This window comes from Pseudactinotalea suaedae, from assembly GCF_009733815.1.
In the GTDB taxonomy this organism is placed as follows: Bacteria; Actinomycetota; Actinomycetes; order Actinomycetales; family Beutenbergiaceae; genus Pseudactinotalea; species Pseudactinotalea suaedae.
On the sequence record NZ_WNXY01000008.1, the window covers coordinates 332,936 to 347,230 of the forward strand.

Annotated in this window: 14 protein-coding genes; 7 read left to right on the top strand and 7 right to left on the bottom strand. The window is 70.8% G+C overall.

Annotated features, from left to right (window positions below):
• Positions 1–3: 3 nt before the first annotated feature.
• Positions 4–924, bottom strand: a complete 921-nt coding sequence (locus GPA04_RS14800; protein ID WP_156224940.1) for a carbohydrate ABC transporter permease — start codon at positions 922–924, stop codon at positions 4–6.
• 72 nt (positions 925–996) lie between these two features.
• A complete protein-coding gene (locus GPA04_RS14805) occupies positions 997–2,352 on the bottom strand; it encodes an ABC transporter substrate-binding protein (RefSeq protein ID WP_156224941.1) in 1,356 nt (451 codons plus the stop codon).
• Positions 2,353–2,713: 361 nt separating this feature from the next.
• On the opposite strand from GPA04_RS14805, the gene GPA04_RS14810 reads away from it, so the two are divergent.
• The 4 genes from GPA04_RS14810 to GPA04_RS14825 all read left to right on the top strand — a co-directional run bounded on the left by GPA04_RS14810 (position 2,714) and on the right by GPA04_RS14825 (position 7,343).
• Positions 2,714–3,673: a ParA family protein gene (locus tag GPA04_RS14810; protein ID WP_156224942.1), complete on the top strand. Its 960-nt coding sequence runs from the start codon at positions 2,714–2,716 to the stop codon at positions 3,671–3,673.
• Positions 3,673–4,797, top strand: coding sequence for a ParB/RepB/Spo0J family partition protein (locus GPA04_RS14815; RefSeq protein WP_156224943.1), 1,125 nt, complete (start codon positions 3,673–3,675; stop codon positions 4,795–4,797). The genes GPA04_RS14810 and GPA04_RS14815 overlap by 1 nt, the downstream gene beginning before the upstream one ends.
• Before the next feature lie 138 nt (positions 4,798–4,935).
• Positions 4,936–6,309, top strand: a complete 1,374-nt coding sequence (locus tag GPA04_RS14820) for a hemolysin family protein (protein WP_156224944.1) — start codon at positions 4,936–4,938, stop codon at positions 6,307–6,309.
• On the top strand, positions 6,306–7,343 hold the full coding sequence (locus GPA04_RS14825) for a hemolysin family protein (RefSeq protein ID WP_156224945.1): 1,038 nt from the start codon (positions 6,306–6,308) through the stop codon (positions 7,341–7,343). Before GPA04_RS14820 ends, GPA04_RS14825 begins: the two co-directional genes overlap by 4 nt.
• 28 nt (positions 7,344–7,371) lie before the next feature.
• Here GPA04_RS14825 and GPA04_RS14830 read toward each other — a convergent pair whose 3' ends face one another.
• Positions 7,372–8,289 (bottom strand): AraC family transcriptional regulator, encoded by a 918-nt coding sequence (locus GPA04_RS14830; RefSeq protein ID WP_156224946.1) that lies wholly within the window; start codon positions 8,287–8,289, stop codon positions 7,372–7,374.
• A 188-nt stretch (positions 8,290–8,477) separates the two neighbouring features.
• Here GPA04_RS14830 and GPA04_RS14835 point away from each other — a divergent pair, with 188 nt between their 5' ends.
• Positions 8,478–9,236: an SDR family NAD(P)-dependent oxidoreductase gene (locus GPA04_RS14835; protein WP_156224947.1), complete on the top strand. Its 759-nt coding sequence runs from the start codon at positions 8,478–8,480 to the stop codon at positions 9,234–9,236.
• Between the two features lie 6 nt (positions 9,237–9,242).
• On the opposite strand, the gene GPA04_RS14840 is transcribed toward GPA04_RS14835, so the two are convergent.
• From GPA04_RS14840 to trxB, 4 genes are read right to left on the bottom strand one after another with little or no spacing between them, the layout of a single operon-like run.
• Positions 9,243–10,211, bottom strand: a complete 969-nt coding sequence (locus GPA04_RS14840; RefSeq protein WP_156224948.1) for a D-alanine--D-alanine ligase family protein — start codon at positions 10,209–10,211, stop codon at positions 9,243–9,245.
• The gene (locus GPA04_RS14845; protein ID WP_301331782.1) at positions 10,208–11,539 is read right to left on the bottom strand and encodes an aminotransferase-like domain-containing protein; all 1,332 of its coding nucleotides are present in this window, start codon (positions 11,537–11,539) and stop codon (positions 10,208–10,210) included. The genes GPA04_RS14840 and GPA04_RS14845 overlap by 4 nt, the downstream gene beginning before the upstream one ends.
• A 30-nt stretch (positions 11,540–11,569) precedes the next feature.
• Entirely contained in the window at positions 11,570–11,896 is a 327-nt protein-coding gene (trxA, locus tag GPA04_RS14850) for a thioredoxin (RefSeq protein ID WP_156224949.1), read from the bottom strand.
• 32 nt (positions 11,897–11,928) lie between these two features.
• On the bottom strand, positions 11,929–12,897 hold the full coding sequence (gene trxB, locus GPA04_RS14855; protein WP_156224950.1) for a thioredoxin-disulfide reductase: 969 nt from the start codon (positions 12,895–12,897) through the stop codon (positions 11,929–11,931).
• 191 nt (positions 12,898–13,088) lie between these two features.
• Here trxB and GPA04_RS14860 point away from each other — a divergent pair, with 191 nt between their 5' ends.
• Both GPA04_RS14860 and GPA04_RS14865 read left to right on the top strand, forming a co-directional pair.
• On the top strand, positions 13,089–13,682 hold the full coding sequence (locus tag GPA04_RS14860) for a TetR/AcrR family transcriptional regulator (protein ID WP_156224951.1): 594 nt from the start codon (positions 13,089–13,091) through the stop codon (positions 13,680–13,682).
• A 46-nt stretch (positions 13,683–13,728) separates the two neighbouring features.
• Positions 13,729–14,139 (top strand): hypothetical protein, encoded by a 411-nt coding sequence (locus GPA04_RS14865; protein WP_156224952.1) that lies wholly within the window; start codon positions 13,729–13,731, stop codon positions 14,137–14,139.
• The last annotated feature ends 156 nt before the right edge of the window (positions 14,140–14,295 follow it).

Sequence of the window (14,295 nt, forward strand, 5' to 3'; positions counted from 1 at the left end):
GCTCTACTTCTCGTCCCCGTAGAAGACCCAGTACCTGGATCCGAAGAAGTTCAGTGCGGTGAAGACGCAGATGATCAGCAGCAGCACCCACGCCATCGCGGAGGCGTAGCCCATCTGGAACTGGGTGAAGCCGCGCTGGTAGAGGTAGAGGGTGTAGAAGAGCGTCGAGTCGACCGGCCCTCCGCTGCCGCCGCTGACGATGTACGACGGCGTGAACGCCTGGAACGCGTGGATGAACTGCAGGATCACGTTGAAGAACACCACCGGCGTCAGCAGCGGCAGCGTGATGCGCCGGAACTGGCTGAACCGGCCTGCGCCGTCCACCGCAGCCGCTTCGTAGTACTCGCGCGGGATCTGACGCAGCCCGGCCAGGAAGATGACCATCGGGGAACCGAACGTCCACACGTTCAGCACGATCAGGGTCGACAGCGCTGTGCTGGGGTTGCCGATCCAGCTCATGCCCTCGATGCCCACCAGGGCGAGCACGTCGTTGAAGATGCCGTCCTTGCCGAACACCTGCCGCCACAGGATCGCGATCGTCACGCTGGCGCCCAGCAGCGACGGCAGGTAGAAGGCGCTGCGGTAGAACCGCATCCCGCTCAGGCCGCGGTTGAGCAGCAGCGCCAGGGTCAGCGCGAACCCCAGCTGGAGCGGCACCGAGATGAACACGTAGCGGAACGTCACTCCGAGCGCGGCGAGGAACCGCGGGTCGTCGGCGAGCCGGAGGTAGTTGTCCAGCCCGACCCAGGTCGGCGCCGCGAGGAGCGGGTAGCTCGTGAACGACAGGAAGAGCGACGCCACCATCGGGATCGCGGTGATGAGCGCCAGCCCGAGCAGCCAGGGTGTGAGCATGAGCCAGGCTGCTCGAGCCTCCTTGCGCGCGTACTCGCTCCGCTCGCGCTTGGGCCGTGTCCTTGTCGCCATGGGCGGTCGTCTACTCCGTGTCCAGGTGTCGGATGAGCGGATACCGGGCGTGCGGCCCGTGAGCGGGTCAGGTCATCCGGCGGCGGCCTCGGTGATGGCGGCCCTCAGGTCGTCCACCAGGCGGGTACCGGCCTCGGCCGGCGTGAGCTGCTCGAACCCGACCGCGAGGCCGAGCTCCACCATCAGCGTCTCCGAGCGGGCGCTGCCCGCCGGACGCGGTGTCGCGAAGACCGACTGGCTCTCGACCTCGGTGGCGAAGTCGAGGACGCGGCGGTCGACCTCGGCGAGGTCGGCCTCGACGGCTTCGGCCCAGTTGCTGTTGCCGGGCGTGCCGAGCTCGAGGCCGAAGATCGTGTTGGCCTCGGGGTCGTTGACGAAGAAGTCGACGATCTTCGCGCACTCCTCCCTGGACTCGCTGCCCTCGTTGATCGACACGTAGGAGCCGATGACCAGCGAGGCAGGCTGAGCGCCCATCTGCGGGAACGGTGCCAGGTGGAGCGGGTTCTCCTCGCCGATCGCGGTCTGGAAGGTGACCAGCTGGTTCGAGTTCTGCACGTGCATCGCCGCCTCGGACCTCGCGAACGAGGTGTCCTCGAACGGCGCGCTCTGCTGCTCCGAGGCGGACTCCGCGCTCTGGCACAGGTTCGCGTCCTGGAGCTCCTTCCACATCGCGAACCACTCCTCCGCGTCTGCCGCCTCGAAGTTGAGCTCGGGCGAGGCGTCGGGCGCGAAGATGCTCTTGCCGTTCTGGATGAGGAAGGTGTCGAACGTCGGCGTCGACACCGCCTGATACGTCGAACCCCACTGGCCGTCCGGCAGCGCTGCCCGGAAGGCCTCGCACCGCTCGTAGAAGCCGTTCCAGTCCCAGCCCACCGACGGTGCCTCGATGCCGGCGGCGTCGAACATCGCCTGGTTCCACATGGTGGCGGGGATCGTGGCGCCGATGAGCAGCATGACGAGGCGACCGTCGTAGCGACCGGCGTCGATCGAGGAGTCGGTGAAGTGGGACAGGTCGATGAGCCCCTCGCCGGCGAGCGCCTCGAGGTCGGCGAGCTGGTCGCGGCTGGCGTAGTCGGAGACCTGCCGCTCGGTGACGTGGATGATGTCCGGGGCCTGGCCGCCGGCGAACTGGGTGGGGAGCCGCTCCCAGTACGAGCTCCAGTCGGCGAACTCGCGCTCGATCGTGACGCCCTCGTTGGCGGCCTGGTAGAGGTCGTAGATCTCGTTGAACTTCGCGTGCCGGACGTCGCCGCCCCACCACGCGGCGCGGACGCGAGCGGCGCCGCCGCCACCGGTCCCGCCGCCACCGCCGGTCGCGCCGCCGGAGCCGGAGCCCGAACCACACGCCGCGAGGCCGAGCAGGCCCGCCCCGATGGCACCCGCCTGCACCGTCCGCAAGAACTGCCTGCGATCTATCTGCTGTGTCACACCGAGCTCCTTTGCCCTGGAAGCGTAGATCAACTTCCGATCGGATCGTATCAGGGAGTATTGCGGAATCGTCCGGCGCCGTCAAGCACTCGCAGGGCCCCAATCGAGAGCGCGCTCTCAGCCCGATATCTCGCGGGCGGCTCGCGCGGGAGCGATGCCGGCGCTGCTCAGAGGGCGCGCGGATACTGTCGCGAATCCGATCGTATTCCTCGGTGTCGTCCGCAGTGAGCCGCGCCCTTCCGGGCCGACGACCCGATGTCGAGGTGTGTGAGGCCGCCGTCCACGGACGATGTCCCCACCGGCGTGCGCGAGGCCGCGCAGCCGTAGGCTGTGGTGACCCTCCGCTCGACCCCAGGAACCGATGCAACCCGACTCCCCGCTGGACGCCCACCGCCAGGCCCGGCTCGACGTGATCCCGCAGGTTGACGGCGATACGCCGCTGCTGGCCGAGCTCGCCGAAGAGGCGCGCCGTCGGGTCGCCCTGCACGGTCACGTCTACGACCGGCCGGCGCAGACGCGGGTGTTCACGGTCGCGAACCAGAAGGGCGGCGTCGGCAAGACGACGACGACCGTCAACCTCGCGGCCGCGCTCGCCGCCGCAGGTCTGCACGTCCTCGTCATCGACAACGACCCGCAGGGCAACGCCTCCACGGCGCTCGGCGCCGAGCACAGGGCGGGCACGCCGTCGACCTATGACGTCCTGATCAACGAGGCGCCGATCCACGAGGTCGTGGTGCAGTCCACCGCCTTCCCCAACCTCAGCGTGGTGCCTGCCACGATCGACCTCTCGGGAGCCGAGATCGAGCTCGTCTCGCTCGTGGCCAGGGAGAACAGGTTGCGGAACGCGCTCGCCGAGTACCTGCGGCACCGGCTGCGCGAGGGTCAGCCGCGGATCGACTACGTGTTCATCGACTGCCCGCCCAGCCTCGGCCTGCTCACCGTCAACGCGTTCGTCGCGGCCCGCGAGGTGCTGATCCCGATCCAGACCGAGTACTACGCGCTCGAGGGCCTGGGCCAGCTGCTCAACAGCATCGAGCTGATCCGCGCGCACCTCAACCCCGCCCTGCACGTCTCGACGATCCTGCTGACGATGTACGACGCGCGCACCAACCTCGCGCGCGAGGTCGCCGCCGAGGTCCGCGAGCACTTTCCCGAGCAGACGCTGCGGACCACCGTGCCGCGTTCGGTGCGGATCTCCGAGGCGCCGGGGCACGGCCAGACCGTCCTCACCTACGACCCGGGCTCGAGCGGGTCGCTGACGTATCGCGAGGCCGCGCGCGAGATCACCCTGCGGTCACCCGGCAACGAAGGAGCATCCTGATGAACGAGCGCCGACACGCTCTCGGCCGAGGCCTCGGCGCGCTCATCCCGACCGGGCCCACCGGTCCCGCCGCAGGCGAGCGCGGCGCCGGCCGACCCGTCGACGTGTTCTTCCCCGACACCCGCAGCCCCTACGCCAACGACGACGTGAGCGAGGAGGGCGAGGACAGCACCGCCGTCGGGCAGGGGAACGACGAGAGCCCCGACGGCGGAGCGAACCCTGGCGAGGAGACCTCGCCGAGCGCAGCGGGTGGGGTCGATCTCGTCCCGGTGCCCGGCGCCACCTTCGCCGAGGTGCCGATCGGCTCGATCGTGCCGAACGCGGTGCAGCCCCGCACGGTCTTCGACGAGGACAAGCTGTCCGAGCTCGCGGACTCGATCCGCACCGTGGGCGTGCTGCAGCCGATCGTCGTGCGCCCCCGCGGCACCGACGAGGCCGGGCAGCCCACCTACGAGCTGATCATGGGCGAGCGGCGCTGGCGCGCGTCGCAGCTCGCGGAGCGGGACACGATCCCCGCGATCATCCGAGACACCGACCAGGACGACATGCTGCGCGACGCGCTGCTGGAGAACCTGCACCGCAGCGAGCTGAACCCGCTGGAGGAGGCTGCGGCCTACACGCAGCTGCTCGAGGACTTCGGCTGCACCCAGGAGGAGCTCGCGACCCGCATCGCGCGGTCGCGGCCGCAGATCTCGAACACGCTGCGCCTGCTGAAGCTGCCGCCGCTGGTGCAGCGCCGGGTCGCGGCGGGCGTGCTGTCCGCCGGCCACGCGCGTGCGCTCCTCGGCCTGCCCGACGGCGCCGCCATGGAGCGCCTCGCCCAGCGCATCGTCGCCGAGGGCATCAGCGTGCGCGCCACGGAGGAGATCGTGGCGCTGGGCGAGACCGGCGAGGACGAGCGGCCCGCCCGCCGCAGCGGCCCGCGTGCGGGAGTGCACCGCGGCGCTCTCCAGGACCTGGCCGCGCGGCTCTCGGACCGCCTCGACACCAAGGTCAAGGTCAACCTGGGGCAGCGCAAGGGCAGCGTCAGCATCGAGTTCGCGAACGTCGCGGACCTCAACCGGATCCTCGACGCGCTGGTGCCCGAGGACCCGGGCGTGCTGCGGGACGGGACCCGCGACTGACGTTGCCGTAGCATGCACGTTCGGGACTCGCGCCTCTGAGCGTGATCCCGCGTCGTCGACCCCGACCTGGAGAGTGATGGACAGCGACAGTACGAGCCCCCTTGAGCTGCACCTAGTGGCGAGAGGGGGGAGTTGCTGATGTGGGTACTGTCCCTGCTGCTGGGGATCGTGGTCGTGCTGCTGATCACCGCGGCGACCGGATACTTCGTCGCGCAAGAGTTCGCGTACATGGCCGTCGACCGGTCGAGGCTGAGCGCGCGCGCGTCCCGCGGCGACACCGGGGCCGACCGCGCCCTCGCGGTGACGCGGCGTACGTCGTTCATGCTCTCGGGCGCCCAGCTCGGCATCACCGTGACCGGTCTGCTCGTGGGTTACGTGGCCGAGCCACTGATCGGTGAGTCGCTGGGCGAGGCGTTCGGCGGCGTCGGGGTGCCCACCGGTGTGGGCATCGCCGTCGGCACCGTGCTGGCGCTGGTGTTCTCGACCTTCGTGCAGATGCTGTTCGGCGAGCTGTTCCCCAAGAACCTCGCGATCGCGCGGCCGGAGCCGATCGCCGTCGGGCTGGCGACCTCGACCACCTGGTACCTGCGCCTGTTCGGCTGGCTGATCTGGGCGTTCGACGGGGCGTCGAACCTGCTGCTGCGCGCCCTGCGGATCGAGCCGGTCCACGACGTCGAGCACTCAGCGACCGCTCGCGACCTCGAGCACATCGTGGCTGACTCCCGCGAGAGCGGCGACCTGCCCGAGGAGCTGTCGGTGCTGCTGGACCGGATCCTCGACTTCCCCGAGCGCGACACCGAGCACGCGATGATCCCGCGGGCTCGCGTCGACGTGCTCCGAGCCGACGACACCCTCGGTGAGATCCGCACCGCGATGGCCGCCGGCCACTCGCGCTACCCGGTGCTGGACGAGACCGAGCAGGTCGTGGGCGTGGTCCACCTGCAGGACGTCCTCGACACCGACCTCCCCGACAGCAGCGCGGCGACCACCCTGATGCGGTCACCCGTGGTGGTGCCGACCGCCATGCGGCTGCCCGAGGCCCTGCGCATCCTCGTCAGCGGCAAGAACCAGCTGGCGTGCGTGATCGACGAGTACGGCGGCCTCGCGGGCGTCGTCACCGTCGAGGACCTGGCCGAGGAGCTGGTGGGCGAGATCACCGACGAGCACGACCCGACCGAGCCGGGCTACGTCCCGGTCGAGGACGACGGGACCTGGGTGATGGCCGGCGAGATCCACATCGACGAGGTCGAGCGGTCGGTCGGCCACGAGCTGCCGCGCGGTGACTACGAGACCATCGCAGGCCTGATCATCAGCGAGCACGGCTCGTTCCCCGACGTCGGCACGGTCGTCACGATCACGCTGCCCCCGGACCTCGCCGACCTGGCGCGAGCCGAGGAGCCGCCGATCCGCACCATCGACATCGAGGTGCTGGCGATCGATCGCCACGTGCCCTCGCTCGTGCGCGTCACGATGGACGAGCCGAGCCACGCGACGCAGGGGAGCGACCGATGAGCAACCCTGTCGTCGTCATCGCGGTCACCATCGCGCTGATCGCCCTGAGCGCCTTCTTCGTCGCCATCGAGTTCGCCCTGCTGGCCGCCAAGAAGCACCGGCTCGAGGACGCCGCCGCGACCAGCCGCTCGGCACGGGCTGCGCTGCGCAGCTCGACCGAGCTGACGGTGCTGCTGGCGGGCTCCCAGCTCGGCATCACGGTCTGCACCCTTGCGCTGGGTGCGATCACCAAGCCGGCCGTGCACCACTGGCTCACCCCGCTCTTCGAGACCTGGGGACTCGCGCTGTGGGTCGCCGACGTGGCGGGCTTCGTGCTCGCGCTGGTCATCGTGACCTTCCTCCACCTGGTGGTCGGTGAGATGGCGCCCAAGTCCTGGGCGATCGCCCACCCGGAGGCCTCGGCCACGCTGCTGGCGCTGCCGATGCGCGGCTTCATGTTCCTGACCCGGCCGCTGCTGCGCACGTTGAACGAGATGGCCAACTGGTGCCTGCGCAAGGTGGGCGTCCAGCCGGCCGACGAGCTCGCGACCGGCCAGAACCCCGATGACCTGCGCCACCTCGTCGAGCACTCCACGAACGTGGGTGCGCTCGATGCCAGCTACTCCACGCAGATCACCGGGGCGCTGGAGCTGCAGTCGCTGACGGTGGTCGACCTCATCCGGCCCTCGGCGCGCATGACGGCGGTGCGCCCCGGCGCGACCGTCGCCGACGTGCGCCGCGCCACCCAGGCCTCCGGTCACCTGCGGGTGCTCGTCGTCGACGGCGAGGGGCAGCCGAACGGGTTCGTCCACGTGCGCGACACGCTCACCGAGCCGGACGATCGCGCGGCGGCCGAGCTGGTCCGCCCGGTGCTGCGGCTGCAGGCGGGCACGCCGGTCCACGAGGCGCTCGCGACGATGAGAAGGACGCAGAACCATCTCGCCGTCGTGCAGCGCGACGACGGCTCCATCGGGGTCATCACCATGACCGACGTGCTGACCCGCCTGTTCCCCCGGACCGCGGGACCGGCGGCGCTGGTGGACCAGCCGGCGTAGCCGGCTCGGTCCGCCGCGGCCGCCGCTGTCAGGCGGGCTGCACGGAGACCAGCCGCCCCCGGTCCCGGCCGGGAGGTGTGCCGAAGAGGCGGCGGTACTCACGGTTGAACTGCGCTGCGCTCTCGTAGCCGACGGCGTACGCGGCCGCCGTCACGCTCGTCTCCTGCGAGGCCAGCAGCTGGCGTGCGGTGGCGAGGCGCAGCTGCTTCTGGAACTGCAGCGGCGTGGAGCCGGTCACGGCGCGGAACGTGCGGTGAAATGCCGAGACGCTGAGCCCGGCTCGATCGGCGAGGTCCGCCACCCGGATCGGCTCGGCGGCGTGGTCCCGGATCCACTGCACCACCCGGTCGATGCGCGTGAGCTTGCTGTCCGCCAGCCCGAGCTGGCGCACCGTCCCGCCCTGCGGCCCGGTGACGAGCAGCCAGAGGATCTCCCGGCGCACCATCGGGCCGAGCACCGGGAGGTCCTGCGGGCGGTCCAGCAGCCGGACCAGCCGCCCGACGGCGTCACGCAGCTCTGGCGTCGAGCGGCTGGTCACGAGTGCCGGCACCGCACGCTCGCCTCGCACCGGGCGCGACTCGCCGCGACCGCTGCCGTGCCCGCCCGGTGGAGCTCCCGTCGACAGCAGCAGCTCGGCGATGGCGGGAGCGGTCAGCGTCATCCCGAAACCCAGTGCGGGGGCCGTCGTCGACGCCTCGGAGTACCGCCCGATCACCGGCAGGTCGATCGAGGTGACCAGGTACTCGCCCGGCCCGTAGGTGACGGTCTGGTCGCCCAGCCGCAGCTCCTTGGTGCCCTGGACGATCAGCGCGAACGTGGTTCCGGTGGTGTCGGCGTGCGGGACACCCGGCCGCGGCTCTCGCGAGAGGAACACGCCGGGCAGCGGCTCGCTCGTCCCCAGCGGAGTGCGGCGCTCGAGAAGCGCGCGCAGCGCGTCCAGCTCCATGCGACCAGTCTCCGCTCGCTCAGGCTCGCACGCTCCCGTCGAGCAGGATCAGGCAAGAACCGACGACGAACGATCTCACACTCGGGCGGTGCCAGCACCTTGACTTGTCTCCAGGGGAAGCCGGCGCCGTGCGCGATCGTGCTCGCCCCGCTCGAGCAGTATCGGACAACCAGAGAACGAGGGACATCATGTCGATCACCGTCGTCGTCGGAGCCAGCTCCGGCATCGGTCGAGCCGCCGCCATCCGCGCCGCAGAGGGCGGCTCGGGCGTCATCCTCACCTACAGCTCGAACGAGGCCGGCGCTCTCGAGACCGTCGCACACATCCAGGGCCTGGGGGTCGAGGCCGTGGCGCTGCGGCTCGACCTCGGTGACAGCGTCAGCATCCGGGGGTTCCGCGCCGCCGTCGAGCAGGCGCTCACGCAGACCTGGGGCGCGCAGTCGTTCACCGGTCTGGTCAACAACGCCGGCTTCGGCGGTGGCACGATGTTCGCCGACACCACCGAGGAGCAGCTCGACCGGTTCTACCGCGTCCTGTTCAAGGGTCCGTACCTGCTCACGCAGGAGCTGCTGCCGCTGCTCGCCGACGGCGGCGCGATCGTCAACACCGCGAGCAACTCCGCCGCGACCCTGGGTCTGTCCGAGGGCTTCTCGGCCTACGGCTCCATGAAGGGGGCCGTGGTCGTGCTGACCCGCTACCTGGCCAAGGAGCTCAGCCGGCGCGGGATCCGTGCCAACTCGGTCTCGCCCGGACCCACCCGGACGCCGTTCGCGGGCGGCGCGTTCGAGACCATGCCCGAGCTGACGGCGGACCTGGAGTCCCGCACGGCGCTCGGCCGGCTGGGCGAGCCCGACGACATCGGCCCCGTGATCGCGTTCCTGCTCTCCGACGCCGGCCGCTGGATCACCGGCCAGGACATCGAGGTCACGGGCGGCTTCAACCTGTGACCGCGGTCAGCCGGCCGCGGCCCGCCGGACCAGCGTCGCGTAGAGCTCCTCGACGCCGTACCCACTCGCCTCGGCAGCCTGCGGGAACAACGAGGTCTCCGTCATCCCCGGGGCGACGTTGATGTCGAGGACCCAGGCGACGCCGTCGGCGTCCACGATCATGTCGGTCCGGGACAGATGACGCAGCCCCAGCACCCGGTGGGCGAGCACGGCGAGCTCGGAGGCGGCGAGCTCCTGCACCTCCGTGAGCCGGCCGGGCACGAAGTACTCGGAGCGGCCGGGGTTGTAGCGCGCGTCGAAGTCGTAGGCGCCGTCGGTGACGATCTCGACGCTGGGCAGCGCCTGCGGCCCGTCGCCCAGGTCCACCACGGACACCGCCACCTCGACGCCGTCGATGTGCTGCTCGATCAGCGCCTCGTCGCCGTACGCGAAGCAGGCGACCATCGCACGCGGCAGCGCCGTCGCCTCCCGCACCACGGTGACGCCGAGCGCCGACCCACCCGAGGCCGGCTTGACCACCAGTGGGAGGCCCAGGACCTCGAGCACGCGCTCCAGCACCCCGCGGGTGCCGAGCTCGCGGAACAGGGTCTGCGGCAGCGTGGTGAAGCGGGGCGTGCTCGCGCCCGCCTGCTGCAGCAGCGTCTTCGCGACCGGCTTGCTCCAGGACAGCCGCGAGCCGGCGGCGTCGGTGCCCACGTAGGGCACGCCGACGAGATCGAGCACGTCGCGCACCGAGCCGTCCTCACCGGTGGAGCCGTGCAGGATCGGCCAGACGACGTCGGGCCGGGTCTGCTGCAGGTAGGCCAGCAGGTCGCCGTCGACGTCGTGGACGTGCGCGCTCATCCCGCTCGAGCGCAGCGCGTCCGCCACGCGCCGGCCGGAGCGGATCGAGACGTCCCGCTCGTGGGAGAGGCCGCCGGCGAGGATCAGGACCTCGAGATCGTTCTGCTGCGTGCTCGTTCGGGGTGAGGTCATGCCTGGTTCGGCCCTGGGTTGATCGTTCCGGACACCTGCGAGTCGCCGGCGGTGCCGAACATCCGCACGAGGTCGAGCTCGTCGTTGACGACGTTCGCGAGGCGGCGCACGCCCTCCTCGATGCGCTCCGGCGTCGGGTAGCAGTAGGAGAGCCGGATGTGCCGATGGCCGGTGCCGTCGGCGTAGAACGCGGTGCCCGGCACGTAGGCGACGAGCTCGGTGACCGCGCGCGGCAGCATCGCCTGCGCGTCCAGACCCTCGGGCAGCGTCAGCCAGGTGTAGAAACCGCCCGCCGGCACGGTCCAGCGTGCATCCGGCAAGAACTCGGCGAGCGCGCCGAGGGTGGCGTCGCGGCGCTCGCGGTACTGCTCGCGGTACTGCTTGACCTGACCGCGCCAGTCGCAGGTGGCCAGGTAGGCCGAGATCGACATCTGGCTCATGTTCGAGGGGCACAGGATCGCCGACTCGCTCGCGAGCACGAGGCGCTCACGGATCGCGTGCGGCGCGAGCGCCCAGCCCACCCGGTAGCCGGGGGCGAAGGTCTTCGAGAACGAGCCCAGGTACACGACCCCCTCGGGGTCGTACGTCTGGAGAGCCGGGAGGACGTCGCCGTCGAACCCGAGCAACCCGTACGGGTTGTCCTCGAGGATCAGCACACCGTGACGCCGTGCGATCGCCACGATCGCGGGCCGCCGCTCGAGCGAGAGCGTGGTCCCGCCCGGGTTGTGGAAGTTCGGGACCGTGTAGAGCAGCTTGACCCGGCGACCCTCCGACTCGAGCCGCGTCAAGGTGGCCTCGAGCGCCTCGGGCACCAGGCCGTCGTCGTCCATGGGGACGTGGACGACGTCGGCCTGATACGCGCGGAACACCCCGAGGGCGCCCACGTAGCTGGGGGCCTCGGCGACCACGACGTCGCCCGGGTCCACGAAGATCCGGGTGACGAGGTCGAGCGCCTGCTGGGACCCGGTGGTGACGACGACGTCGTCCGGGTGGGAGGCGATGGCCTCCTCCGCCATGACGGTGGTGATCTGCTCGCGCAGCGCGACGTCGCCCTGCCCCGAGCCGTACTGCAGCGCGACGGTGCCCCGCTCGCGCAGCAGCCGGTCGGTGACCTCGGCGACGACGTCCATCGGCAGGCCCGCAAGGAACGGCATGCCGCCCGCGAGCGAGACCACCTCGGGCCTGTTGGCGACGGAGAACAGCGCCCTGATCTCGGAGGCCCTCATGCCGTGAGTGCGCTCGGCGTAGCTGTCGAACCAGGGGTCGAGGCGTGTGCCGCGGCCGGGGGTCGCCGGCTCGTGCGGGGACGACGGGCTGGGATGGTTCACGGCACCAGTGTCCCCCAGGGTCGAGGTTCCTCAGCCGAGAAACTCGGCGATGTCCTCCAGGAAGCGCTTCTTGGGCCGCGCACCGACGATCGACTTCGCGACCTCACCGTTGACGTAGACGTTGATGGTGGGGATCGAGATCACGCCGTACTTCTGCATGGTCTCGGGGTTCTCGTCGGTGTTGAGCTTGAGCACGGTGATCTTGTCGGCGTTGTCGTTCGCGACCTCCTCGAGGATCGGCGCGAACTGCAGGCACGGTCCGCACCAGGGTGCCCAGAAGTCCACGACCACAGGCCCTTCGGCCTGCAGCACGTCGGTCTCGAAGGTGTCGTCGGTGGTGGCCTTGAGCGTGCTCATGAATGTCCTCGGGTTCTCGTTCGGGTGGCTGGTCAGACGCCGGCGGGCACGGCGGGCGGGGTGGCGTCGAGGGCGGCGAGGTAGCGCTCGGCGTCCAGGGCCGCGGCGCAGCCGGTGCCGGCGGCGGTGATCGCCTGCCGGTAGTGGTGGTCGACGACGTCCCCGCAGGCGAAGACGCCCGGCAGGTTGGTCTGGGTGGTGGGGTGGGCGACGTTGACGTAGCCCTCGGGGCCGAGCTCGACCTGGCCGCCCAGGAGCTCGGTGCGGGGCAGGTGGCCGATCGCGACGAACACGCCCTCGGCGTCGTGCTCACGGGTCTCGCCGGTGACGGTGTCCCGCAGCGTGACCGAGGAGACCTTGTTCTCGCCGGTGATGGCGACGACCTCGGAGTTCCACGCGAAGGTGATCTTGGGCTCGTTCAGGGCACGCTCGGCCATGATCTTGGAGGCGCGGAGCTCGTCGCGGCGGTGCACGATCGTCACGGTCTTGCCGAACCGGGTCAGGAACAGCGCCTCTTCCATCGCCGAGTCGCCGCCACCGACGACCACGATGTCCTTGTCCTTGAAGAAGAAGCCGTCGCAGGTCGCGCACCAGGAGACACCGCGTCCGGAGAGCCGCTTCTCGTCGGGCAGCCCGATCTCCTTGTAGGCCGAGCCGGTGGCCAGGATCACGGTGCGGGCGTAATGGGTCTCGTCGTCGGCCACGACGGTCTTGACCTCACCGGTCAGCTCGACGCTCTCGACATCCTCGTAGCGCACGTCGGCGCCGAAGCGCTCCGCCTGCTCCTGGAGCTTGGTCATCAGCTCCGGACCCATGATCCCCTCGGGGAAGCCCGGGAAGTTCTCGACGTCGGTCGTGTTCATCAGCGCCCCGCCGGCGGTCACCGACCCCGCGAACACGATCGGGTTCAGACCCGCTCGCGCCGCGTAGACCGCGGCCGTGTATCCGGCCGGGCCGGAGCCGATGATGATGACGTCGTGAACGGTGCCGTTCTCACTCAACTTGTGCTGCCTCTCAGAAGTCTGCGCTCGGTGCAACGCTACGCGGCCTGGGGATGTTCCTTCGTCAGGGCGTGGCCGGCTGCTCGGCGGGGTGGTCGGGAGGCGCGGCCGCGAGGGGTGGGCGGGGCGGCGGCACGGGCGCTATCGGGCCGGATCTTTACAGTGGTAACTTTACGTCGTATAGTCCTCCCATGAACGCCTACCACCACGGGGATCTGCGCCGTGCGGTGCTCGATCGGGCCCTGCAGGTCGTGGCCGATCAAGGACCGACATCGTTGAGCCTGCGGGCCGTCGCCGCGGACCTCGGGGTCAGCCACACCGCGCCGAGGCACCACTTCGGGTCGAACACGGGGCTGCTCACGGCGATCGCCGTCGAGGGCTTCGGGATGCTTCGTGACCGGCTGGTCGAGCTTCGGGAGGCGGGTGCGCCCTTTCTCGAGCTCGGGGTCGCCTACGTGGAGTTCGCCGTCGAGCACCCCGGCCACTTCGCCGTCATGTTCCAGCCCACCCTGCTCGGCCAGGACCCGGCTCTCGACGACGTCGCCGACGCCACCTTCGCCGAGCTCCGCCGCGGCGTCGAGGCCATCGCGCCGCACGGAGGCGTCGCAGACGCTGCCGCCGTGGTCACCGCTGCGTGGTCGCTGATGCACGGGCTCGCCACCCTCGAGTTGACCGGCAACCTCGAGCGCTCACAGATCAGGCAGATGCTCGGCGTCACCGACATCGCCGCGATCGCCCGCCGCGCAGGCGGGCTCCTCGGTGGCGCCTCGGGCGGTGCGCCGTGACCGGGCGCCCGACAACCGCTACCAGCACTCGTGAGAGGAGATCGACATGACCGACGTCCAGACCATCACCGCAGGCGTCGTCCTGCTCACCGTCATCGGGATCGCCTACGGCGGGAGCTTCCTGCTGCGGGTCGTCAACCGGACCGTGCCGGCCAACGAGCTGCAGCGCTCCTACTTCCGCGCCGGCCACGCGCATGCCGGCGTGCTCGTCATCCTGGGGCTGGTGGTGATGCTGCTGGTGGCCGAGGCCGGCGTCACCGGCATCGCCGCCGGCCTCTCGACGGGCGTGCTGTGGGCGGCGATCCTGACGCCGGCCGGGTTCTTCCTCAGCGTGATCGGCCGCGACCCCGCCAAGCCCAACCGCCTGCGCTACCTGATCTACGCGGGCGGCCTCGTCCTCGTGCTCGGCGTCGCAGCCGCGGGTGTCGGCCTCATCAGCGCGGGTGTGACCGGCTGACGGGCGGCGGCGGGCGGAAGTCGTCGCCCATCGGGCGTCTGCGTGCCGAGCAACCGGTTGCCATCGCGACCAGCGACGACTTCGGCCCGCCGGCCCGGGCCACTGCCCGCCGTCGCTGCCCGCCGGCCCGGCCCGCCGGCCCGGCCCGCCGGCCCG